Annotated in this window: 23 protein-coding genes and 1 tRNA gene; 9 read left to right on the forward strand and 15 right to left on the reverse strand. The window is 58.7% G+C overall.

From position 1 onward, the window contains the following. Positions 1-55: 55 nt before the first annotated feature. The gene (locus B7Y43_RS11695) at positions 56-1684 is read left to right on the forward strand and encodes a hypothetical protein (protein ID WP_374131837.1); all 1629 of its coding nucleotides are present in this window, start codon (positions 56-58) and stop codon (positions 1682-1684) included. Between the two features lie 235 nt (positions 1685-1919). On the opposite strand, the gene B7Y43_RS11700 is transcribed toward B7Y43_RS11695, so the two are convergent. The 4 genes from B7Y43_RS11700 to B7Y43_RS11715 are packed head-to-tail and all read right to left on the reverse strand — an operon-like array spanning position 1920 to position 5995. Then, positions 1920-3083: a lipopolysaccharide biosynthesis protein gene (locus B7Y43_RS11700; RefSeq protein WP_374131838.1), complete on the reverse strand. Its 1164-nt coding sequence runs from the start codon at positions 3081-3083 to the stop codon at positions 1920-1922. Between the two features lie 37 nt (positions 3084-3120). After that, positions 3121-3927 (reverse strand): ABC transporter permease, encoded by an 807-nt coding sequence (locus B7Y43_RS11705; protein ID WP_374131839.1) that lies wholly within the window; start codon positions 3925-3927, stop codon positions 3121-3123. Continuing rightward, a complete protein-coding gene (locus B7Y43_RS11710; protein ID WP_374131840.1) occupies positions 3924-5024 on the reverse strand; it encodes a hypothetical protein in 1101 nt (366 codons plus the stop codon). The genes B7Y43_RS11705 and B7Y43_RS11710 overlap by 4 nt, the downstream gene beginning before the upstream one ends. Before the next feature lie 41 nt (positions 5025-5065). Beyond that, the gene (locus B7Y43_RS11715) at positions 5066-5995 is read right to left on the reverse strand and encodes a cyclopropane-fatty-acyl-phospholipid synthase family protein (protein ID WP_374131841.1); all 930 of its coding nucleotides are present in this window, start codon (positions 5993-5995) and stop codon (positions 5066-5068) included. Between the two features lie 214 nt (positions 5996-6209). Here B7Y43_RS11715 and B7Y43_RS11720 point away from each other — a divergent pair, with 214 nt between their 5' ends. From B7Y43_RS11720 to B7Y43_RS11730, 3 genes are all read left to right on the forward strand, one after another. Next, complete coding sequence (locus B7Y43_RS11720; RefSeq protein WP_374131842.1) at positions 6210-6902, forward strand: ABC transporter ATP-binding protein; 693 nt, start codon at positions 6210-6212, stop codon at positions 6900-6902. Between the two features lie 114 nt (positions 6903-7016). After that, the gene (locus tag B7Y43_RS11725; protein WP_374131843.1) at positions 7017-8222 is read left to right on the forward strand and encodes a polysaccharide biosynthesis/export family protein; all 1206 of its coding nucleotides are present in this window, start codon (positions 7017-7019) and stop codon (positions 8220-8222) included. A 5-nt stretch (positions 8223-8227) separates the two neighbouring features. Then, on the forward strand, positions 8228-9529 hold the full coding sequence (locus B7Y43_RS11730; RefSeq protein WP_374131844.1) for a glycosyltransferase family 1 protein: 1302 nt from the start codon (positions 8228-8230) through the stop codon (positions 9527-9529). On the opposite strand, the gene B7Y43_RS11735 is transcribed toward B7Y43_RS11730, so the two are convergent. Both B7Y43_RS11735 and B7Y43_RS11740 read right to left on the reverse strand, forming a co-directional pair. Continuing rightward, positions 9510-9773 carry a hypothetical protein gene (locus tag B7Y43_RS11735; RefSeq protein ID WP_374131845.1) on the reverse strand — a complete coding sequence of 88 codons (264 nt, stop codon included), beginning with the start codon at positions 9771-9773 and terminating at the stop codon, positions 9510-9512. The two genes, B7Y43_RS11730 and B7Y43_RS11735, sit on opposite strands and share 20 nt — an antisense overlap. After that, the gene (locus B7Y43_RS11740; protein WP_374131846.1) at positions 9774-10721 is read right to left on the reverse strand and encodes a glycosyltransferase family 4 protein; all 948 of its coding nucleotides are present in this window, start codon (positions 10719-10721) and stop codon (positions 9774-9776) included. Between the two features lie 879 nt (positions 10722-11600). Between B7Y43_RS11740 and B7Y43_RS11745 the strand changes: the two genes are divergently transcribed. Continuing rightward, complete coding sequence (locus tag B7Y43_RS11745) at positions 11601-12245, forward strand: CDP-alcohol phosphatidyltransferase family protein (protein ID WP_374131847.1); 645 nt, start codon at positions 11601-11603, stop codon at positions 12243-12245. Positions 12246-12396: 151 nt separating this feature from the next. Then, on the forward strand, positions 12397-12912 hold the full coding sequence (locus tag B7Y43_RS11750; protein ID WP_374131848.1) for a DUF1697 domain-containing protein: 516 nt from the start codon (positions 12397-12399) through the stop codon (positions 12910-12912). Between the two features lie 100 nt (positions 12913-13012). Here B7Y43_RS11750 and B7Y43_RS11755 read toward each other — a convergent pair whose 3' ends face one another. Then, positions 13013-14386, reverse strand: coding sequence for a CoA transferase (locus tag B7Y43_RS11755; RefSeq protein WP_374131849.1), 1374 nt, complete (start codon positions 14384-14386; stop codon positions 13013-13015). Between the two features lie 77 nt (positions 14387-14463). On the opposite strand from B7Y43_RS11755, the gene B7Y43_RS11760 reads away from it, so the two are divergent. Next, on the forward strand, positions 14464-15606 hold the full coding sequence (locus B7Y43_RS11760; RefSeq protein WP_374131850.1) for a citrate synthase: 1143 nt from the start codon (positions 14464-14466) through the stop codon (positions 15604-15606). A 90-nt stretch (positions 15607-15696) separates the two neighbouring features. On the opposite strand, the gene B7Y43_RS11765 is transcribed toward B7Y43_RS11760, so the two are convergent. After that, positions 15697-15789: transfer RNA gene (locus B7Y43_RS11765), tRNA-Ser, on the reverse strand. A gap of 193 nt (positions 15790-15982) precedes the next feature. Here B7Y43_RS11765 and B7Y43_RS11770 point away from each other — a divergent pair. Both B7Y43_RS11770 and B7Y43_RS11775 read left to right on the forward strand, forming a co-directional pair. Beyond that, complete coding sequence (locus B7Y43_RS11770) at positions 15983-16714, forward strand: DUF1134 domain-containing protein (RefSeq protein ID WP_374131851.1); 732 nt, start codon at positions 15983-15985, stop codon at positions 16712-16714. A 112-nt stretch (positions 16715-16826) separates the two neighbouring features. Further along, positions 16827-17540, forward strand: coding sequence for a folate-binding protein YgfZ (locus B7Y43_RS11775; protein ID WP_374131852.1), 714 nt, complete (start codon positions 16827-16829; stop codon positions 17538-17540). 243 nt (positions 17541-17783) lie between these two features. Here B7Y43_RS11775 and B7Y43_RS11780 read toward each other — a convergent pair whose 3' ends face one another. The 7 genes from B7Y43_RS11780 to B7Y43_RS11810 all read right to left on the reverse strand — a co-directional run bounded on the left by B7Y43_RS11780 (position 17784) and on the right by B7Y43_RS11810 (position 21741). After that, positions 17784-18905, reverse strand: a complete 1122-nt coding sequence (locus tag B7Y43_RS11780) for an OmpA family protein (protein ID WP_374131951.1) — start codon at positions 18903-18905, stop codon at positions 17784-17786. A gap of 124 nt (positions 18906-19029) precedes the next feature. Then, a complete protein-coding gene (locus tag B7Y43_RS11785) occupies positions 19030-19533 on the reverse strand; it encodes a DUF2793 domain-containing protein (RefSeq protein WP_374131853.1) in 504 nt (167 codons plus the stop codon). A 16-nt stretch (positions 19534-19549) separates the two neighbouring features. Beyond that, a complete protein-coding gene (locus B7Y43_RS11790) occupies positions 19550-19969 on the reverse strand; it encodes a hypothetical protein (RefSeq protein ID WP_374131854.1) in 420 nt (139 codons plus the stop codon). Continuing rightward, a complete protein-coding gene (locus B7Y43_RS11795; protein WP_374131855.1) occupies positions 19966-20268 on the reverse strand; it encodes a hypothetical protein in 303 nt (100 codons plus the stop codon). The genes B7Y43_RS11790 and B7Y43_RS11795 overlap by 4 nt, the downstream gene beginning before the upstream one ends. Positions 20269-20292: 24 nt before the next feature. Continuing rightward, complete coding sequence (locus tag B7Y43_RS11800) at positions 20293-20655, reverse strand: hypothetical protein (RefSeq protein WP_374131856.1); 363 nt, start codon at positions 20653-20655, stop codon at positions 20293-20295. Between the two features lie 91 nt (positions 20656-20746). After that, entirely contained in the window at positions 20747-21028 is a 282-nt protein-coding gene (locus B7Y43_RS11805) for a hypothetical protein (RefSeq protein WP_374131857.1), read from the reverse strand. 50 nt (positions 21029-21078) lie between these two features. Continuing rightward, positions 21079-21741 (reverse strand): spermidine synthase, encoded by a 663-nt coding sequence (locus B7Y43_RS11810; protein WP_374131858.1) that lies wholly within the window; start codon positions 21739-21741, stop codon positions 21079-21081. Positions 21742-21809 lie beyond the last annotated feature (68 nt).

The following is a 21809-nucleotide window of genomic DNA, read 5'->3' on the forward strand; positions in this document are numbered from 1 at the left end:
TTTCGACGAGCGCTGGCACGGGCTCGCTGATGTCGATATCGGCAACTATCGCACGTTGCCGCTGGCGATGAAATGCGAGGGCGGCGTTGCGGAATGGGCGTTCGCCAGAAGCTTGTCGCTGTTCGTTCTGGCGCACCCTTGGAGCGGAACCGCGCAGTTTGCGGTCAACAACGTCAAGGTCAAACTCGATTTCTACACCGCGGACACCGGCGTGCGCCGCTTCGACACTGCGACGATGGCGCTGGCGGAACTGACTCGGGTGGAGACTGACGAACTGTGGTTCGCGCTGGCCCATCGCCAGGTCGGTGCCGACTGGAAGCTCGCTTCCATCGGTCCTGTGGCCATTGCCGCGTTGCACGAACGCGGCGAACCCGTGAAGCCGGCAACGCGCCTGCTGGGCCCGCCGCCGCGGCTGTTCAAGGGCGAGCGCGCTGCCCTGACTCCGGACTCGGAGGGCGGATGGGCGCTCGCCGACGAAGTAAGACTGCAGCTCGCCGACGATGCAAAGCTGACGTTGCGCCGAGGACCTGGCCAAGGAACTTGCGTCGTCGACGCCGGCTCGGGACCGCGACGAGTGACGCTTGAAGCCGAGGCGCCAGGGCTGGTCGAACTGACCGCAGCTACGCTCGCGACGATGCCTGTCGAGCGCCATTTCCTGGCGTTCGAGGAAGACCATTTTGACTATGATGCCTTGCTTGCGCGGATCGATCCGGTGCTGCCTGTGGCGTTGTACGTACCGCGCTGGAAGGGCGTTGCCAGTTCGACGCTCAACCTGTTTGAGCAGCGCCTGCCGATTCCGCTGAACAGTGCTACTCCGCCCGAAACCATAACAGACGCCGATATTTCCCGTTATGCGCGACTGCTGCTTGCGACCGGCGCGCGCCATTTTGTGATTTCAGGAGGGGAATTGTTCTTCATTCGGCTGATCCGCGCGGTCCATGCGACCTCTCCAGCCGTGCGATTCGATCTTTTGTGGCACTCGAACTGGGTACAAATGGGCGAACCGCACGACTGGGCGGTACTGCGCCAATGGCTGGCTGCGTGGAACGACGGATTGGTGACCCGGATCGGCATCGTCAAAACCGGACTCGACACCTTCTTTCGTGCGCACGGCGTCGATGCCGTGTTCATTCCCAATGTCATCATGACCAACCCGGACGAGATTCGCCCGTCGGCGCATGATGGCGCGGTTGGCATCTGGCTTTCCGGGTCAAGCGACTACCGCAAGCTTCCGCATGCGGCGCTGCTCGCGCTTGCGCAATCGCGCAGCCACCCGTTGAAGGCAAGTGGGCTCAATTTCGTCGCGCGGCGGTTGATTGACACCCTCAAGCTGCCGGTCCGCAAAGTCTGGGTCAACCCTATCCCGCGGGCACAGCTCTACAGTGAAATGGCCGACACCGCCGCCACGCTTTACGTGACATTATCGGAATGTTCGCCAATGCTTCCGCTCGAAAGCTTCGCGCTGGGTGTGCCCTGCCTAGTGGGGCCAAGCAGCCACCTGTTCCGTGACGATCCCTGGTTAGCACCGCGGCTGGTTGTGGAGGACCCGCTCAACTCCGCGTTGATCGCCCGCAAGCTCGATCAAGTAATTGCCGAACGAAAGGCGATCGTCGCGCACTACCGTGACTACGCGCACTCCGAATTGGCTCAGGCAAAACGGGGGATTGAAAGCCTAGTCGCCTGATTGCGGCCGCACTCGTCGCTCGGCTACGCCACACCGGCAGCGTTCGCCGCCGAACTAGAAAAGCAACGGGCGGGTTCAAATCCGCCCTTTGCTTCACCTGCACTCCTGCGCAACGACAATGGTCGGTCTCTGGTTATCGCTGGTGACGTGCCCCCATTTTCAGGACGCTGAAAACTTAGCTTGAGTGTCCAAATGCCCCTCGCGGAGGCGGTTCACGTCAGCGGATTCGCTCACATCATATTTCATGCTCTCTCACACCTTGCACCAGCAGCCAGCCGATCGCATAGGCGAAAACCAGCGTGAGCAGAGCTGTCCCAACGATTTTGGCGCGTTCCGGGTAGAGCGGCTTTACCGCGCGGTTGGCGTCGACGATCCTAATGAGATAGGTTTTCTTCCGTACGGCCTCACTCCGTGCCGCGTCATATACGGCAGCGGCCGCAGCGTATCGCCGAGCCGCAGCTTCGCGCTGCACTTGCAAGCTCTCAAATCCACCGAGGGACGAAGCGATTGAACTGTCGTTACCGGCAATTCGCCCGGATTGGCCGGCGACCTGCGCCTCAAGCGCGCGCACCTGCGAAACCATCGCCTGATATTGTGGGCTCGACGTGCTGATCAGACCGGCCATTGCCTTAAGTCTTGCCCGTGCAGTGGTCAATCCTGCGGTGAGGTTACTGACCATCGACTGCTGCGCCCTGCCACTTCCCGCCGGATCAATGTCATTATTTGTGCGTCGATAGTTGGTTAGCGCGCGCTCAGCCGACTTAAGTGCCGCTTCTGCCAATTCGGCCTCGCTGCGCGCATGCGCCACCTGGTCGCGATACGTCCGAATATTGAGCTGATTGATCTGCTCTTCACCCATTCGAAGCAGTGCATTACCGATCTCATAGGCATCGTCGGGGCTGAAGGCATGGACACTCATTTGTGTAATGCCGGTTTCGGAATCAACATGAAACGAAACATGCTTACGATAATATTTCAGAAGTCGTTCCGGTGGAGGGGATTCTTCCCATAGCCGGCTGAACAGGTCAATTGATGGACGTGTGAACCGATCAACCAGTCCATGCTGAAGCGACAACCTTTGAACTGCTTCGCCGGAAAGCAAATAGTCATTGACCATATAAGCCTCAGACGAGACACTAGACCCGCCGAGGCTGAAGCCCAAAATCTGTCCCGTGTTTGACTGCGCGCCTGAGACATCAGACTTTCGTACGACAAAATCGGCGGTGGTTTCGTATTGGTCTGACGCAATAACGTAGTAATATGCAGAGAGAACTGCGATCGGCAAGACAACAAAATAGATAAAGTATCGATAGAGAAAAAACAGCTTCTTGCCGCGTGTGCGCCAATCGTTTTCAGGTTTCTGGCCGTCAGAAACACTGGGAGTTATAATACCTAGCACGATTATATTATCCTTGCGTCTGGATACGGCAGGTTTGTCAGCTGACGTGAATGTATTTTCTTACGTTCCGAATGGACACCAAGCCCCAACACCACATAAGCATGGTAAAACCGATGATATATTCGGGATAGATATATGCCGATGTGGCATTGACAAACATTCCGTAACGCGCCGTTTCAAAAATCGTGAGCATCGGGTTCCACAACATCACAGGACGTGCCCATGGCGGTAAAAAGCTCACCGTAAAGAACGCCCCGCTCAACGGAAACATGAAATAGGAGAAGGCGTGGACGAAGCGTCCGAGCACATGATTTGTATAAGTGACGGCCGCAACGATCATGCACATCCCATGGGTCATTAGTGCCATGGCGATAAATGCCGCAAAAAGATACAAGGGGCGCACTGGCAGTTCCATCAGCCCTAGCATGATGCCAACACCGCTCAGCAACGTAAACGCCAGAACCGCGCCGGTCATTTCGACCAACGATTTTGATGCCATAATGTCGAAAGGGGTGATCTGCGCGTGATAGGAGAGTGCTCCAGCGGCATAAAGCGCACCCTCTGCTCGGTTGAAGCTGTTGCGGAAAATGATGAAGACGCAATATCCGATCAATGCGAAGGGGAAGGGGGCCATACTAGCTCCGTTCTCCCCGGCTGGCGCCAGTTGGTGTAAGCTGGTAATGACGCTGGCCAGCATGAGCGGTTCTGCCACCATCCAAAGAAAGCCGATGTTGTCACGACCGTAGCGCGTCTGCATCTCACGCAGTGCTAGTGCCTTTATAACCGACTGCTGGATCAGCCAGCCAGCAATGAAGGACCGATAGGTGTTGTAGGCTTCAGTCACTTCCGCGCTATCCACATAAAACGACTAGCGGATCCAGCCTGAGGATACCACCGATCCCCGTTAGGAAGGGCTAATTGCATCACATCATGTCCTTGGCCGATACAATGCAACGACAATTGCTGCATGCGATTGCGAAACGCCGCTGCGGTTCCTCCGCCTTCGATCTCGACAATCATCAGAATGAAACCTACCTTGACAAGGCACTCCATCACTCTTTCACACAACGATTCCAACCCGCCAGCCGCTTGCCTTTTCTGGGCCGCCGTAACGACAGCGAAATCATAGTCGGCCTCTAGGTAATTGAGCGCAAGAAAGTCTACATCCTTGGCATCCAGCTGGATCAGATCAACGCTGCACCCACCAAGCTTCAATGTCTCGACCAAACCGGCATGCGCCATGTCCACCAGCAGGCCCCGGCTGGCAGGCACGAACAAGCCAACCGACTCAAGCATCTGGAGTGCCATGCAGCTACTCCAATGGTCGAGCGTGTTCGATCCGTCCACACCGACGAGCGGCCACCGGGTGGCAAGCAGATTCATGGCATCGCAATACTTCTGCATCGGCTGAGCAAATGGGAGATCGGGAGTCGGTACCTGCTCGGCGAGTAAGCGCCTCGCCGACGAGGTGCTTTTGAGATCACTGCGCGCCAGCCTAGGTTGCCCAGCTTCGTCACCGGCCGCTGGCTTGGCATGCGAGTGAGCAGGACCAAGCTCCTCAAGCGCAACATCGAGAGCTTCGGCTTTCAGATCAGCAGAATCGTTAACAAACCCAAAAAGGGCGTATTTAACTCCCTCGACAGCCAAGAAACGCAGCCCGCGATGGAGATCGTGCGCCTCTACGCCTTCGAGGTCGATGACTAGGCTCGCTGCAACCGTCGCATCCCGTCCACTTGGCAGCGCCATAACCCGAATATTCAGCTCGCCAAAGCTAGCCCGCGGCCGATGGATCGTTAAGTGAAACACCGCCCGACCAGGCACTATGTCCAAATAGTTGGTATGGAAGCAGTAACGATGATCGGGAGAAGGCGTCGATCCACCCAGCCCGGCTATGATGCTCTCATGCCCTACGAAAAAAGAAAAGGGGTCAACTGGTCGCATTTACATCATTGCCAGTAAAAGATAACGTCTGGGAACATTTTTCACAAAGGCTTACGGGCAATCAGGCCAAAGGACGTAGTTACCCACCGGTCAATCTGCAACTTGAGATGATTTTCCGCCGAATAGGGCGGCATATCTACGTGATAATCAAGTGGTTGGTCGCCCAAGTCCCAATTGACAGCAACTTCGAGCCCCATCTTCGTGAGGTCGGCGATCATCGCCTCAAAATCGCGCTTTCGGAAGAGAACAGTCGAACCGGAGGACAGCGTCTCGTCATTCGACGAGCAATTCAGCTCCGTCGTATGCACACTAATGCCGCCCGGCTTGAGCAGGCGCGCGGCATTAAGGATAAAGTCATGGCCATTGCGGATTGATCCCAGATGCTCGAACGCGCAGGCCGACCAGCAGAAATCAAACTGCCCGATTTCGGCCGGGATGTCATTCATATCGGCATAGCGAAAGCTGACATTGCTCTCGAACCGGTCGGCAGGGCAAATGCCACGGTCGTTCATTGCATGCCTGCCCGATGCGTGCTGATCGGTTTCGATCCAGCCGGCTGCCTGCGCTCGCTCCGGTTCAAGGTCGGTGCCGACGATTTCCGCACCTCTCGCGGCAAACAGTGCGGCCAACGGCTCGGCGCCGACCCCGAAACCCAGGCCGCGGCACCCCGGGCTAAGCACACCGGCGAGCGAGAGCGCCTGAGCGATATAGCAATATTCCCATTGCTTGCGGTGGGTTTTCTGTTCCTCAAAAATCTGCCCGCACCAATAAGCATATTCATGTTCAAGGAACTGGCTCGCCGTACACGCTTGGGATATGGGCTTGTTCAAGGTCGGCGCGCCAACTACGGTCGATCCAGGCGTTAAAGCGACAGACAAAGGGGTTTTCTTAAAAATCGACTTCATTCTAGACATCGCCCTTGTAACCTTCATCCTTGTAACCTTCATCGCCACCGCCGCCGCCATCGCCATGGCGGCCTGGCATTTGGATTCGGATCATGAGTGCGTTACGTGACGTTTGGCTACTAATCTATGGCAAACGCAACATGGTTGATAATTTATTGCTAATGGGTGGATCCATGGGGCTTGCAGCTTGTACGCGGCCTGTACCATATACCTACAAAAGAAAACGCTCGTCTCCCGCCGGGGCGCTATCGCTAATGCTGCCAACTGATCGGTCGCCTCAATGATCACGTTTACGGACGTATCGAAAACGTATCGGACGCCAGGGCTCGTCAACCGGGTATTCGACCAACTTAATTTCGCTATTCAGCCGCGCGACAGCTTGGCCATTTGCGGCGCGAACGGAGCGGGTAAATCTACCTTGCTGCGGCTAATCGCAGGCATCGAACATCCGACCGCCGGCACTGTGACTCGCAATATGCGAACCTCATGGCCGATCGGTCTTGCCAACTGCTTTCAGACTTTGACGTCGGGCGCTGACAATGTGCGATTCATTGCCCGGATCTATGGAAGGGATGAGAAAGATGTCCTTGCATATGTTGAGGATTTTGCGCAGCTCGGCGTTTTTATGGATCAGCCGGTCGTTAACTATTCGTCAGGCATGGTGTCACGCCTGGCCTTTGGGGTGTCGCTCGCGATTGAATTCGATTGCTATATTGTTGACGAGGTGACCTCCGTTGGCGATGCTCGTTTTCGCCGACGGTGCGAAGAAGAACTGCTATCTCGACGGAATCGTGCTGCGTTGGTCATGACCTCTCACGATCCGGGAACGTTAGAACGTTATTGTGCCCGTGGCGCTGTGGCCTATGGTGGTGCCCTGACTTTTTTTGATACCGTAACCGAGGCCCATGAAGTGCATCACGCTTTGCAAATGCGCAATCCGTCGCCTGCCTCGGGGGGCATCGAGCCAAACTAAGGCCGTCTGGCGGATTTATCTCGCGCAATCTCGCGCAATCTCGCCGATTTCTAGCAGTTTAATGCCAGTGGAAAAGAGTTGCGCCTCCTATGGAAAGCTGGCAACTGCCGCATCATGATTCATCGCCTCGCTGCCGTCCCCGTCATTCGTTTCGGCGACCGGTGCCAATTTCTTAGCGTTCAAGATGTGCGCAATATTAGGCGTTTTCAGAAACTTGCTGTGATGCTTTTTGGCTCGACATTGGCCGGGTGCGCAACGCTGCCGTCAAGCGGGCCAACCTCATCGGCAGTAATTCGTGGCGCGCGCATTAATGCCGAAATGCCCTACACGGTGGTCGACATTACGCCTCAGGTTATCAAGGCGCTGCCGCCTACCCAAAGCTTGGGCGTAGCCCAAATGGGCATCTTGTCGTCAAATGCGAAACGTGGTCGGGCCGACATGATCCGCGATGGTGACACCTTGTCGATCCTCGTCTTTGAGGTTGGAGTAGGTTTGTTTTCTGGTCAAGCCAACGCCGACATCATTCGCGCGCCGACTGCAGGAGCCCAACAGATTGTTGCCGTTGTCCGTGAAGGCGGTAACGTTGATCTGCCCTATCTGGGTACAGTGCGCGCGGCGGGCATTTATCCAGAAAAATTGGCAGAAGAACTACGCCGTCGGCTGAAAATCGTGTCGGAAAGCCCGCAGGTCATCGTCAATATTGCCGATACAGCACACAATGTGGTTTATATTTCCGGCGCGATTGCGAAACCAGGGCGCTATCGCTTAACTGCAGCGCACGAGAAGCTTCTGGATATGCTCGCGATAGCTGGCGGTCCCGCTGACAATCCTAACAATGTGGAAATCAAGATTGTTCGCGGTTCGCAGGTCGCGCAGGCGCCATTGAACGAGATATCGAGCGAAGAACTGGCCAATCTCGAGTTGATGCCCGATGATCGCGTGGAAGTTGTCCTGCGGCGGCCCAGCTACACCGTTTTTGGGGCGACCGATAAGGTCAGTCAGATTTCATTAGATGCCAACTCGGTCAACCTCGCCGAAGCAACCGCCCGCGCCGCCGGGCCGTCTGACAGCCGAGCCAACCCGCGCGGCGTTTTCGTCTTCCGACTGGAAAAGGGGCCGAACGACGAACAACCGCGCGCTGTAGTATATCGTCTAAATATGCTGAAGCCAGAGAGCTATTTCCTCGCGCAGATGTTCGCGGTTAAGGACAAGGACGTCATCCTGTTCTCTAATTCGTCGTCGAACTTGACGCAGAAGCTGGCGACGTTGATAACGCAGCTTATAAATCCGGTTCTCCCTGCGCTCTTCCTTTTGAGATAGATATCATGCGCGTCGGGATTGACGGGTTCAATCTTTCAATAGTTGATGGTACGGGGGTCGCCAATTATGGCGCATCACTGGCGGCGATCTTGCGCCAAGCCGGCCACCAGGTGGAGGGGGTATTCGGGATGGACGCGGGCAAGCGTCCTCAAATGCGCGAGATCCTGTTCTTTGATCATTTTGGCCATGGCCATCGCCTGAAGCCCGGAGAGATAGCCCGCAAAGTTGCGCTGAAGACTGTGCAGGCGCGCGCGACTAGCCGGTTGATACAGGTTCCACTCACCGATGCGGTTGATAAGCGAAGCTTTGGCTTTCGGCTCCCCGATTTTTCGGCCTTGTGGACATCCCCTTTGCTATTCGAAGCTGCCTGGGCGCGCTTTGTCTATTTCGGTCGGACGACGACGGTGTCCATGCCAAACCCGCCCCAGGTGATGCACTGGACCTATCCGCTTCCCATCCGCCTGGAGAACGCGCGAAACATCTACACAATCCATGATCTGGTGCCGCTTAAGCTGCCGCAGGCGACGCTTGATAACAAAATATCCTATCAGAGGCTGATCGCCAGATGCTTGGCGATGGGCGACCACATTATTACGGTTTCGGAAGCGAGCCGTCGCGACATTTTGGAAATTTTTCCTGACACCAATCCAAATAAGGTCACCAATACCTATCAGTCGAGCCCAGTACCCCTTGAGGTCATCAACGGGTCGTTAGAAGCGGATGCCAGCTTCATTCTCAATACCTTTGGACTGAAAGAAAAAGGATATTATCTGTTTTTTGGTGCCGTAGATCCAAAAAAGAATATCGGCAGGATAGTCGATGGCTATCTGTCTTCACAAAGTAAATTGCCTCTAGTCATTGTTAGTTCGCGCGACTGGGGAATGTCCAATGAAACGCGAATGCTCGGGGCCGATGGCCGTGTTTATGGACGTAATCTCGGCAAGCGCATCGTCCAGCTGCAATATTTGCCGCGCGTCAGTCTTTTTCGGCTGATCCGCGCAGCAAAGGCTGTTTTATTTCCGTCGCTATATGAAGGCTTTGGTCTGCCGGTCCTCGAGAGCATGCAGTTGGGTACTCCCACGATCACATCGACCACGTCCTCGCTGCCGGAGGTTGCCGGCAATGCCGCGCTGCTGGTTGATCCGTATCAGAGCAACGCCATTGCCGCAGCGATCCGGCGGCTCGAAGATGAGCCGGGCCTGTGCGAAAGGCTAAGCAAAGACGGGCTGGAACAGGCCCGAAATTTCAGCGACGCGCGCTTTGGGGAGCGCATGCAAGAATTATACGCTAAACTGGGAATAGCTTAAGGGATCGTTCGCCCATTTCGGTGGCCCTGAACGGGGAGCCGTCGGCAATGTGCCAGCTATTGACGAAAATCGCCGCGATAAATTGAGTGACGATAGGTAAAATTGATAGCCTCCCACCCGGCATGAGTGGCTGATCGAGGCACTGGCGCTGCTGGGGAGGACGAACGACAATCTTGCCGATCAAGCTGCTCCAAACCATCACGCAGGTCTTCGCTCCCTTTTTCCTGATCAGGAGTGCGGTCAATTAAGCTGTCTTCGCCCGAACGCCGCTGACGAAGTCCACAATGTCGGCGCAATAGGCGGCTTCGGTCAGCGCAGCGGGGATGTCTCTAGCACGGCACGCCGCCACGTCAGGTAACGCCGTGATCGCACGCGCCCAGCCATGCTCATCATCCGTGGGCAACAACACCGTCGTCGCGGTCGCCACTTCACGATGGGCTGGAATATCGGAAGCGATGGTCGGCACACCCATTGCGTTCGCCTCAAGCAGGGGCAGGCCAAAGCCTTCGGCAAGCGAGGGGCACAACATGCCAGCGGCCCCCAGCACGAGCGACGCTAACGCTGGACTCGACAGGCCAGCAACATGGTGAACCCGTTTGGCCAGCGAAGAATCGGACCTTAATGGCGCCAGAATGGTTTCGGCACCTTTCCCCAACGCGCCGACGATGATGAGATGCGGTGCCGCCGGGCCCATGGTCGCGACGAAACGCTGCCAGACGCGGAGGAGCAACGCATAATTTTTGCGCGGCTCGATGGTCGAGACGGCCAGAAAATAGCGCGTGTCGCGGAGCTCGGGCACGGGAGCCTCGACATCGATAAAGGCCGATGACAGTGGCAGCGATCGAACCAGACCCGGGGGAAAGGCACGCCCAAAATCCTGCATCACGGCACTCACGCTGGCGCGCGTGTAAGCGGAATTGAAGATCAGGCAATCCGCATGCTCCGCCGCGGTGCGGATCATCTGCCGGTGATACAAGGGCGCCTTGCTCCCAACCAGATGCGGATAATCAATCGGTATGGCATCGTGCACCATCATGGCGCGGATGATGTCCGGGCGCTTTGCCAGCCAGTCAAAGAAGGATGGTATCGCCAGCCCCAGCTGCCCGATGTTGAGATAGATGGCGTTGGCCGGCACCGCACGGCCCGCAAAGCCACGCGGAAACAAGCCCGTCGTGTACAGCATGCGCAGCATGCGCCAAACCTTGTCCCGAAACTCAAGCGATGGAGTGGGCGGTGGAGGCGGTGCGGGCGAGTCATCATCGTGCTGTCGCAGAATTTTTTTCAGCAACCCGTGCAACTGGACATCGCCCGCCGGGCCGACATCTTCTGCCCATAATGCCTGAATGTACGCCAAAAAAACCCTGATCTGCGCCGCCGAAAATGCATATACGCCGACAGGTGTTGGCAATACACCGACGTTCTGGCTTGATTCATCACTGAAAAGATGACGTGCAAACGCCAAATCTACCCTATCTATTCCCCGCGGCGTTAAAAATGCTGGGCCGATGAATAATCTCATCACGTCATAAGCTATAACGGGGGGCATAGAATTACTCTTATTTATATCAGCAATAAGATATTTATTATAATTTTTTCTATCTAACGTTCGCCATCCAGATTAATTGGCAGCCAAGTCGGAGGGCAGGCAATCATTGCCGGTTCTAATATGCAAGGCCCCGATTTCGATGGTTGGTTGGCACGGATCGCGCGCCAACACAAACGCACCCGGCTTGCCTCCAAAGCATTGACAGGCTAATTGCGCGCTGCAGCAACGATAATTGGTACGACGCGTCTGAAAATCGTATAAGCTACTCGCCATAAAAAGGTAAATCGGGCAGAGCCATGTCGAGGCCCTGAGAGGTTATCCGCGGAGGATTTGTCGTTGAAGCTTTCCCAAAGCGATGGAGCCGATCAGGGACCTCCGCGCGCCGAACGTAAGACGACTTTGGCTGAGCCGCCTTCAACGCAGTTGGATCTCCCCCAGCAAAGCAGCGAACCAACGCCAAGATCAGCGCCAACGGATGACGGTGCGCCAGATAAGGGGCCAGGCAAGCCTGTCCACCATGTCCGCGTGAACAACAGCTTTCTGGGAACCCATGAACGCAATATCTTGCGATCGCTGGCCGTAAGGACGCCAGCGGCAGTGACCCCCGATCAGCTGACATTGCTTGGTCTAATTGGCGCTTTGCTTGTCCTGGTGGGATTCGCGGCTTGCAACGTCTCGCCCTGGTTCGTTTCGGTCGCAATCCTAGGGCTTTTCCTGAACTGGCTCGGGGACTCGCTTGACGGCACGCTCGCCCGTTACCGCAAGATCGAACGGCCAGACTTTGGCTATTTCCTAGATCACTCCTGCGACCTTATTTCGCAAACCTTCATCTTCGTCGGGATGGGGCTTTCCCCGTATTTCACCTTGTTTTCGGCGCAGCTTGCGCTTTCGATGTATCTGCTGATGACCAGCTTCACTTATCTAAAGGTGTTGGTTCTCAAGACCCATCACCTGTCCTATTATGGGGTGGGCGCAACCGAGCTACGCCTGTTGGTGATTGCCTGGGCGCTGTTCGCGCTGTGGTATGGCCCAGGGTTGATTGATGCCCAATTTATGGGTGTGCGCGTCATTGACGGGACGATCTTTAGCTTGTGGTCGCTGGTGTTTGTTGCCTTCCTGTGGAAGGTTTGGTCGGATATGAAGCTATTCCGGCCGATCCTCGACAAATAGCCCCATCCTGCCCTGTCACCAGCAAGGAACGCTTTGAAACAAGCCATCCTGCAAGGCGCATATAGGGGTATTTAGCTGAATGCTGGTGCCTTATCTAACGGACGTGGCGACGCATCCGATGACGACAGTCGTCGAATAGCGGAGCGCGCAATTGACCGGATATGTAGCCCTGCTTCGCGCCGTAAATGTCGGCGGCACCGGCAAACTGCCGATGACCACGCTGGCGCAGATGTGCGCGACCGCCGGGTTTGCGAAGGTGACAACCTATATCGCCAGTGGGAACGTCGTCTTTGAAAGCACAGGATCGGAGGATCAGGTGCGATCCATGCTTGAGGATCAGCTTCATGCCTATGCCGGTAAAAGCGTCGGCGTGATTGTGCGGACGGCCGCCGAGATCGCCGACACGCTCGCCCGCAACCCCTTTCCGGACTCGCCTAGCAACCATGTCATAGCGTTATTCATGGATGTGGCGCTTCCGGCCGATCCGCTCGATGGCGTGACAGGGATCAAGAATGAGCAGTTGCGCCTGGGAAATCGCTCCTTGTTCGTGCTCTATCCCGACGGGATGGCCGACACCCGGCTGCGCATACCCGGTGCGAAACGGGGAACGGCGCGCAACATGAACACGGTAGCCAAGCTCGCCGAGATGGCAGCGGCTGTGGCTTAATCCCACAACGGGCAGCGGAACAGATCGCTATGCCCGCGCGTGCAGGAGCCTTCAGCCGACAGGCTAGTCTCGGCCTCCATAGCGACGCAGCCAGGCAAGCCTAATCCCAGTTCGCGGCGGACGAACCGAGCCGGGCGGCAGGCCTGTCCCACTGCATCGGAATGCCGTTGATTGCGGCGGGCGGTCGCAAACGGCGCGCCGGGCCCCAGTCGGTCCGTTCGATTGCGTTGGCATAGTCGGACTCTTGCGCTGGCACGAACGGCCCATCGTCTGGACGGGTCCGGTGATCGCTGAGCAGCGTTGCGGTTCGCGCGAGCGACAGCCGCGCGCAGGTCAATCCCTCCCCCGAAAGCCTTGCGATCACTCCACGAATGGCGGCGGCAGCGATCAGATAGCCGGTCGCATGGTCAAGCGCTTGAACCGGCAACGACACCGGGGCGTTGGCACCACGCCACATCATTCCGTCGGCGGCGATACCCGACGAGAACTGCACCAGGCTGTCAAAGCCGCGCCGGTTGGACCAAGGGCCGCCATGACCATAAGCGTTCAGCGAAACATCGATCAGCCCTGGCCTGATCGCCTGTCGCGCCGTCGCCCCAAGGCCCAGCCGATCAAGCGCATCGGCCCGGTAGCCGTGCACCAGGATATCGGCACCGGCGAGCAATCGGGTGAATGTGTCGCGGTCGGCAGGCATGCGCAGATCAAGCCGGGCGCAGCGTTTGCCAAGCGACACTTCGGGGATGACCCCCGGCTCGTCCCAGTCGGGCGGATCGATGCGCAGCACCTCTGCGCCAAAGCCGGCCAGGAATCGCGTCGCGACCGGACCCGCCAATACCCTAGTCAGGTCGAGCACCCTGATGCCCGCAAGCGGCCGGTCCGGCAGGGGCTGCCAGCCCCGTCGTTCGCCAGACGCGGCATCGTCCCAGAGGATGATCGGTTCGCTGGCGACCGCCTGGCCTTGCGGATGGGCCGCCCACTCCGCCCGGGACATCAATCTCGCCGCACAGCCCCCAGCGGCGACCACGGCTGCTTCGATCGCATCAGCATGGCGCGCGGCTACTGCCGCTGCCACGGCGTCGCGGGTCGGTTCGCACGCCAGCGCTGACAATGCTGCGGCACGGTGATGTGGCGCATTGGTGTGGAGCTTGATCCAACCGTCACACGCCAGATAATCCCCGGCGATCGAGTCCCATGGCGATGGCATGGCCCACCCTTCGGGACGGATCGACCAGCCGAACCAAAGCGACGCCAGCCGATAATCGACCGAAACATTGGCCACCCGCCCCCCAGCAGCGGCAAGGGTCGCAACAGCCGCACAGGCGGCCCCGATTGAGGCGGCAGCGAGATCGGAGACGGGGAAGCAAGAGGGCAACCGGTCGTCGCCACCAAAGGTCACTCGGTTCGCCAATGCCGCTGGCAGATTGAGCGCGACCAAGATGTCCTTGAGAATCCTGTCCACGATTAAGTCAGTCATGGTGCCTCCGGTCGTTCCAAACACCCCCCTTCCTGCTGCATTTACGCGACCAATCAATCTTGATAGATAGAATCAATATGCATGCCTGGATCAATCGCGACGACGCGCTGGCACGGCTCATGGTCAAGCCGCAAACACTGTACGCATATGTCAGCCGGGGCCAGATTCGGATGCTTCCTGACCCGAGCGATGCGCGCCGCAGCCTCTATAATGCGGAGGATGTCGACGGTGTTGCGACCCGAAAGGCGCGCGGCAAAAGGCCCGCGGCGATTGCCGCGAGTTCGATGGCATGGGGAGAGCCGTCAATCACCACGAGTGTCTCCAATGTTCATCGCGGCAGAATATATTATCGCGGCGTTGATGCTGTTACGCTTGCCCAGCAGGCCAGCGTGGAAGAAGCGGCAGAGCTTCTGTGGGATGTGCAGAGCGCGCCCGGTTTTGCCAGTGGCACGGTCGGCTGGTCCAACGCCTTTGAAGCCCTTGCCGCGATTGCAGCGGACAGCCCTCCAATTCTGGGGCGGGGTAAAAATAATCTCGCGCGGGAAGCCGCAACGATCGTCGGACAGCTGGCGCAGGTCTGCGGCGCAGCGCCAGGGAGCCGGCCGCTGCATGAGCGGCTCGCCACAGGCTGGGGTTGTGGTGGCGACATCGCGGACCGCTTGCGTCAGGCGATGGTATTGATGGCGGATCACGACCTCAACGCGTCAACCTTCGCGGCGCGGGTCGCCGCGTCGACAGGCGCGTCACTGCCTGCCTGTATCTTGGCCGGGCTCTGCACCTTGTCGGGACCGCGTCATGGCGGGGCTGCAGAAGCGCTGGGCGCCATGGTGGCGGATGCTGACCGCATCGGCGCGCCACAGGCTGTCAGGCTCTGGCTATCGCGCGATCGGACATTACCGGGCTTTGGCCACACCCTCTACCCAGCGGGCGATCCTCGAGCGCAATCGATGCTGCAAGGGCTCAGCGCACCGCGCGAATTACAGGTTCTGGCGGATGCTGTGCTCGACCAAACCGGCGCGCTTCCCAATGCGGATTTTGCAATGGCCGTGATGGTCAAGGCGCTGGGCCTGCCGTCATTGGCACCGTTCCGGCTTTTCCTGCTTGGCCGGACCATCGGCTGGTGCGCGCATATCATGGAGCAAAATTCGACAGGCGGGCTGATCAGGCCGCGCGGCAGGTATGTCGGGGTCATACCCGACGAGAGAAGCCCCACCGATTAATAGGCAGAACGCGTCCTTCGACGAAGGATGCCACCGAGCGTCGATGCGCCCAAATGACCCTCTTAAGATCGGCGATTCGGCAATCAGCATTGGCGGAGACGGAGGGATTCGAACCCTCGGTACCAGTAAACCCGGTACGGCGGTTTAGCAAACCGCTGGTTTCAGCCACTCACCCACGTCTCCGGCTGGCAGCAAGCGGCGGCTATAGACGCGGACGCGTCACTGTTCAACTGTCCTCATTCGCGGCTGCAATCGCGGTCGGGCGCGAATCCGACTCGCATCGTCGCCTGTTCATTGCTTGGTCATTGCTCCGGTCGCTATGCTTTGGCTGCAGTGGCTGTTGGAAGGGCGTATAGTGTTGAAGCAATTGATGCTGATGATGATGGCCCTCATCCTCGGCGTGGCGAGCACCACCCCAGTTGCGGCGCAGGTCCGCACGATCGACCCCAACCAGGCAATTGATGGCGATTTGTCGAGCCGCCCCGGGCCGCCGACGCCGAGATCAACCGCCAATTCAGATCCGCGTGGCGATTTGGTCCCGAGTGAACCTGGAGCACCACGAGCGACGTCGGTATCGGCAGCCCCGGCCAGCCCGCAGGCAACCAAGGATGCCGCCAGCGCTGGCACGACCTATCAACGCAATGACCTTTTCAGCGCGGGCGAACGTGTCTTTGGCAAGGGCGCAGAGGGGCTCGCGGGCATCCTGGAAAAGATATTGAAGGATCAGGGCGAGCCCAACGCCTATATTGCCGGCAGAGAAGCATCGGGTGCGGTGGTGGTTGGGCTGCGCTATGGCTCAGGCACAATGTCGCATCGGATCGAAGGGGATCGCCCAGTTTTTTGGACGGGGCCATCGGTGGGGTTCGACCTGGGCGGCAATGCCTCAAAGGTCTTTGTGCTGGTCTATAATCTCTACGACACTGAAGATCTGTTTCGCCGCTTCCCAGAGGGAGAGGGGCATCTTTATTTCGTCGGCGGGTTTTCAGCGACCTATTTGCGCCGTGGGGACATTGTGCTGATCCCGATTCGGCTGGGCGTCGGTGTGCGCGCCGGGGTGAATATCGGTTATATGAAATTCCGCAAGAAGCAGCGTTGGTTGCCGTTCTGAAACGCGATGCTGGGATTAGAAAGCTGGGCAATTTAGGGCATCGCGGCCACCACGCTCTTTCATTCCGGCGCTTTTGCCTTACCTCAGCGCCATGATTACAGACTCCGCCACTATGCTCCCTGATCGCGCCGTGCTTCGTCTCGCTGGTGAAGACGTCCATGGTTTTCTCCAGGGGCTGGTCACGCAAGACGTCACGCGCCTTGACTCAGGCCCGCTCTGGAGCGGCTTGCTGACACCGCAAGGCAAGGCGCTGTTCGATTTCATCCTTTGGGCCGATGGCGACGCGGTGCTGATCGATTGCGAGGCGGCAGCGGCTGAGACCCTTACCCGTCGGCTCAGCCTTTACCGGTTGCGGCGATCGATTACGATTGATCAGCTAGATTTGGCGGTGCACTGGTCGCTCACACCGGGTCGCGGTGTGGCTGATCCGCGCTTGGCAGCGCTCGGCTATCGCTGGCTCGCTGCCCCCGGTCCGGTCGCTTTTGGCTGGCAAAAGCACCGCCTGGCGCATGGCGTGACCGAAGGCGTGGACGAGCTCGGTAGTGGCGAAACACTATGGCTCGAAGCCAATGCCCGCGAGCTGGGTGGGGTTAGCTTTACCAAGGGGTGCTATGTGGGCCAGGAGAATACCGCGCGTATGCACCACCGCGCCAAGGTCAATCGGCGGCTTGTCGTCGCGCCGATTGCCCCCGCAAGCGATCGAACCCGGGCAAGCTATCCCGATTTGGGGGTGATGATCGACCTGCGCCGTGTTGAAGCCCTGGGAGATGCACTGGTGCCGGATTGGCTGGCCGGGGCACTGCAAGATGGATCGCCTAAAGGCTAGCGCTGGCTGGCCGGGCTGCGCCAATGGCCGCTCGACTCGACTTCATTTAGACTGACGCGGTGCAATCCCGGCGCGGAAGCAAGGGTGCAGCGCTGCACAGAACGCTGCCTGGAACCCCGGGTTGCCGCGTTCGACGGTCATCGATTCCGTCAGATTGAATTGGAGTCCAGACCAACAAACACAAAAAAAGGGGAGGCCGGCATGACACCGACCTCCCCGATCTTAACCCGTTAAGGTTGCGACTTAGCGGCCCGAACCTGGGCCATAGGTCACTTCCACGCGACGGTTCTGCAGTTCGCGAACGCCATCGGCAGTCTCGACGAGCGGACGGCCTTCGCCGAACGCCTGGGTCGTGATGACACCCTCTGGGATCGACCGCGAAGACATATAACCCTTCACAGCATCAGCGCGACGCTGCGACAGCGCGATATTGTACTTCGGCGTACCCGAACGGTCAGCGTGACCGGCGAGCATAACCTGCGCATTGCCGCAATTCTGATAGGCCGTGATGGCGTTATCAAGAATGCTTGCCGCTTCTGGCGTGATCGTCGACTTGTCCCATTCAAAGAACACGATGAAAGGACCAGGCGAGCAAACCACTTCCACCGGTGGTGGTGGCGGCGGCGGCGGGGGCGGAGGAGGAGGTGGCGGCGGCGGTGGCGGCGGTGGCGGCGCAGCCGGTTCGCTGAAGTTATAGGTCAGGCCGAACAGCAAGCTGTGCGAACGGAAAGTGCCCGTATAGCTGCTGCCACGGACATCAACATATTGCGCATTCGGCGCCGTGAAGAAACGATACTTGAACGATGCATCAATCTTATCCGTGACCGGCACCCGAACACCAGCAATCGCCTGATAGGCGAACACCGTGTCCGAATCGTTCAGGGGAGCGTTGCCGAACGCGTTGACGATGCGGCCCTTTACGCGCGCAACACCGACACCGCCGCCGACAAAGCCTTGCACCCCGGTGTCGTCACCGAAATCGAGCAGGGCGTTGGCCATGAAGCTAAGCGCCGTATCACTGCCGTTGGTTGGGCGCGTACCAGGCGCCGCATTCACCAGATTGCCCGCGCTGTTGAAGTGCGGGATCGGCGAGGACGACGTATATGCGCTTGTCGAAGCCCGGCGGTAGCCGACCTCTGCTTCTACGCGGAACGCCCCGAAATCATACCCAATGTTGCCATCGATGTCGTAACCATAATTATGATCGACCTTCGAAACATTCGGACGTCCAGCGATATTGTAATTGATATCTTCGACGAGCACCCCGCCTGCGTCGACGCCAACGTACCACGAATTATCGCGGGCCAAAACAGGCGTGGCGAGCGCGGTGGAGGCAAGTGCCAGTGAAACGGCTAGCTTCCGCATCATATTCCCCTTTCTTGAGTGTCACTACGGACAGCCCCAACTCCCTACCGAAAGCTTAGTTTCCACGCAAGCATACAAATACCAGCAAGTGTGACGAAATGGCCACAACCGGCGGGCGATTGGTTCACCGCGCGATCAGTCCATGGGTGGCCAGCGCGTCAATAATGGTGGCGATCGAGGCTCGTGCCTCACCATCAATCACGCTGCCGCCGACGGGATTGGCAATGGATGGTTGCTGCGGCCCGATAACTTGCACCGAATCAATCAACAGGCGCGCATAGCGAGCCTCGCCAATCGTCCAGTTCCCTGCCGCAAACCTTGCATATACGCCATCTTGCAGGCTCCAGACGGTCATCCCGTCCTGGGGTGCAACGAATCGCCACCCCCCCGCCGTCCAGCCGGCCAGATAGTTGGCCGCAGCGGCCCAGACACCGGTCGGTGCCGTACCGATGATCCAGCACGCGCCCAGGACGGGGGCAGATGGCGGCGTATCGACCCCCATGGCGATCACGCAGGGATGAAGCCCCAGATCGATCAGGGCCAATGCTTCATTATGATACAATTCCTTCTGCGCCTGGCCCGGCTGCAACAGCGGCAGCGCAAATCGGGGCGTCGGATCGTCGCTCATCTTTCCCTCCTTGGGGTCATGTCAGGGTAAGCGTGCCGGGCAGCGATTCGCCCGCAAACCCGCGCTGCCGCACATCGATCATCGTGCCGCTGAGCGCGAACTCGTTGGAAATCAAAAAACTGGACTCGCGCATATCTAGCGCTTGCGGGACGCCACCAGGCGGCGAAATCACCAACCGATACGCCTCTTGTTCCTCGATCAACGGCGCATCGACGCCGTCGATCCAGCGCCAGCCCGCTCGGCTGCGGCGAACCCATGTAATCCGCATGCCCTCCTCGGTCGGCTGGACGTGCAGGTGCACCGGTGCCGGTGGGCGCACCGACAGGCCGCCCGGCACGTTTGTGGCCGCGACCGGCCCGGTCAGGTCACCGATACCCGATACCATCAGCTGCAATGGCCTGCCAATCGACGCGACAGCGATATCAATTGGCTTCACTGTATACCGTGCAGCAACACCTGCGCCGCCACCGTCTCGGCCAGCACTTGCCCGCCCGACCGCGCCGCCAGCAACGCCAGGATCGCCGGGTCCGACGCGCTTAGCGGTGCCCCGCTCAGTCCCTGCGCCACCAGCCGAACGCTGCGCTGCGCAATTGCATTACGCGCATAGCCCTCGCGCAATTGCGCTTCGTAAGAGGCGGGCCACTCGCCCAAAAGCGGCCCCGGGCCAAGCGCATAACGCGACAAAGCCGGGCGCAATTCCTCGCGCCCGGCTGACTTCCAGCCGAAGATTTTCATGGTTTTGCCTTTATATTTCCGGGTTCAGGCTGGCCGGCTTTTGAACAGCGCGTGCGCAGCAAAGCCTCGCTTTTCACTGATCGGCATGCTCTCAAATCGCTCGATTACATCTGCTGCAAGTTCAATGTCAGACAAGACTTCTGACTTCGTCAGTTTGAAATGAGGATCGTAGTCCGCCGCATGTCTTCGTTCTTGCAAATTCGCAAATGCATTTGCAAAATCCTGAATATCAACGCCAAATCCCGCAACTAAGTTATCGCGGCACGCCTTTTTGGCAAAGCCATGCTCCAGCGAACGATATACCTGGCGCCAAGCACGCGTTCGCCTCACCGCGTGAACACGCCCAATAAAACCGTCGGCACAGCTCCGTGCGAGACAGTCGAACATCGCATAATATAACGTGCTTTGAGCCCTGCGCAGGCGGGCCTCCTTTGGGCGTCGGCTCCCGTCGATCAGCCCTTGTGCAGCCGCGATCAGATCAAGCGGCCGCAGACGTCACATCCCTATTGTCGCTTGCAGACCGAAAACTGACAATAGGATAGGGTTCATTAGGCTCCAATTCAGCGCGCAGATGCCTAACAAATCCTGACAATTTGATGCCCGCAACATTTTTTGGCTCGGTGAGTACGACTACCAAGCGCCAGATCGTTTCGCCATCACCGTCCATATCGACTTGCGCGCTGACGTGATCAACCAAATCGTTCCCTAATTCGCGCTGGGCAACTCGCGTAGCTATAGCCTCAAAGTCTGCTGTCTTCATGCCCTTCCTATGCCACACATATGGCCAATTTTTCAAGATATCGGTGGGCGCTATCGCACCCCCACCCAAATCACATGCCGGGCGCCCTTGCCGCTCGCCCGCGCCCGCACGACCACTTCGTCCACCACGAACCCCGCATCGCGCATTCGCCGCGCGAACACGTCGTCGCTTGCCGCCGACCACACCGCCAGCACCCCGCCCGGTGTCAGCGCGTCCTTCGCGGCGGTGAGCCCGGCCATCGTATAAAGCCCGTCATTGCCCTTGCGGGTCAGCCCGTCGGGGCCGTTATCGACATCGAGCAGGATCGCCTCATAGCGTCCGCGCCCGGCCCTGATCTCCGCGCCGACATCGCCCGCGACCACCGCCACGCGGGGATCATCCAGGCACCCACCCGCAAATTCAGCCATTGGCCCGCGCGCCCAGGCGATTACCGCCGGCACCAGCTCAGCCACCGTCACCTTCGCCCCCGGCCCCAGCCGCGCGAGCAAGGTCCGAAGCGTAAACCCCATCCCGTACCCGCCGACCAGCACCCGCGCATCCGGGCCCACCCGGTCGCACGCCAGCGTCGCGAGCGCCTCTTCGGAGCCGCTCATCCGGCTCGACATCAATTCCTCACGCCCCAGCATGATGAACCAGTCGCTTCCGCGCCGCACCAGCCGCATCTCGCCGCCACCGGGCACTGCCGTCGTATCGATCGTTTCGCGTGGGATCATGCGTCATGCCATAACCGCGCACCACGCCGTTGTCGCGCCGCTTGAGCCCCACCGCTTGAGGATTACGC

Source organism: Sphingomonas sp. 28-62-20, from assembly GCF_002281505.1.

Coding starts and splice junctions, on each gene's coding strand:
- B7Y43_RS11725 (WP_374131843.1), top strand. CDS start 7,017: ATGATTCATCGCCTCGCTGCCGTCCCCGTCATTCGTTTCGGCGACCGG.
- B7Y43_RS11805 (WP_374131857.1), bottom strand. CDS start 21,028: ATGAAGACAGCAGACTTTGAGGCTATAGCTACGCGAGTTGCCCAGCGC.
- B7Y43_RS11795 (WP_374131855.1), bottom strand. CDS start 20,268: ATGAAAATCTTCGGCTGGAAGTCAGCCGGGCGCGAGGAATTGCGCCCG.
- B7Y43_RS11800 (WP_374131856.1), bottom strand. CDS start 20,655: ATGTTCGACTGTCTCGCACGGAGCTGTGCCGACGGTTTTATTGGGCGT.
- B7Y43_RS11785 (WP_374131853.1), bottom strand. CDS start 19,533: ATGAGCGACGATCCGACGCCCCGATTTGCGCTGCCGCTGTTGCAGCCG.
- B7Y43_RS11775 (WP_374131852.1), top strand. CDS start 16,827: ATGCTCCCTGATCGCGCCGTGCTTCGTCTCGCTGGTGAAGACGTCCAT.
- B7Y43_RS11755 (WP_374131849.1), bottom strand. CDS start 14,386: ATGACTGACTTAATCGTGGACAGGATTCTCAAGGACATCTTGGTCGCG.
- B7Y43_RS11770 (WP_374131851.1), top strand. CDS start 15,983: ATGATGATGGCCCTCATCCTCGGCGTGGCGAGCACCACCCCAGTTGCG.
- B7Y43_RS11810 (WP_374131858.1), bottom strand. CDS start 21,741: ATGATCCCACGCGAAACGATCGATACGACGGCAGTGCCCGGTGGCGGC.
- B7Y43_RS11780 (WP_374131951.1), bottom strand. CDS start 18,905: ATGCGGAAGCTAGCCGTTTCACTGGCACTTGCCTCCACCGCGCTCGCC.
- B7Y43_RS11710 (WP_374131840.1), bottom strand. CDS start 5,024: ATGCGACCAGTTGACCCCTTTTCTTTTTTCGTAGGGCATGAGAGCATC.
- B7Y43_RS11730 (WP_374131844.1), top strand. CDS start 8,228: ATGCGCGTCGGGATTGACGGGTTCAATCTTTCAATAGTTGATGGTACG.
- B7Y43_RS11715 (WP_374131841.1), bottom strand. CDS start 5,995: ATGGCGATGGCGGCGGCGGTGGCGATGAAGGTTACAAGGATGAAGGTT.
- B7Y43_RS11740 (WP_374131846.1), bottom strand. CDS start 10,721: ATGCTGCGCATGCTGTACACGACGGGCTTGTTTCCGCGTGGCTTTGCG.
- B7Y43_RS11720 (WP_374131842.1), top strand. CDS start 6,210: ATGATCACGTTTACGGACGTATCGAAAACGTATCGGACGCCAGGGCTC.
- B7Y43_RS11760 (WP_374131850.1), top strand. CDS start 14,464: ATGCATGCCTGGATCAATCGCGACGACGCGCTGGCACGGCTCATGGTC.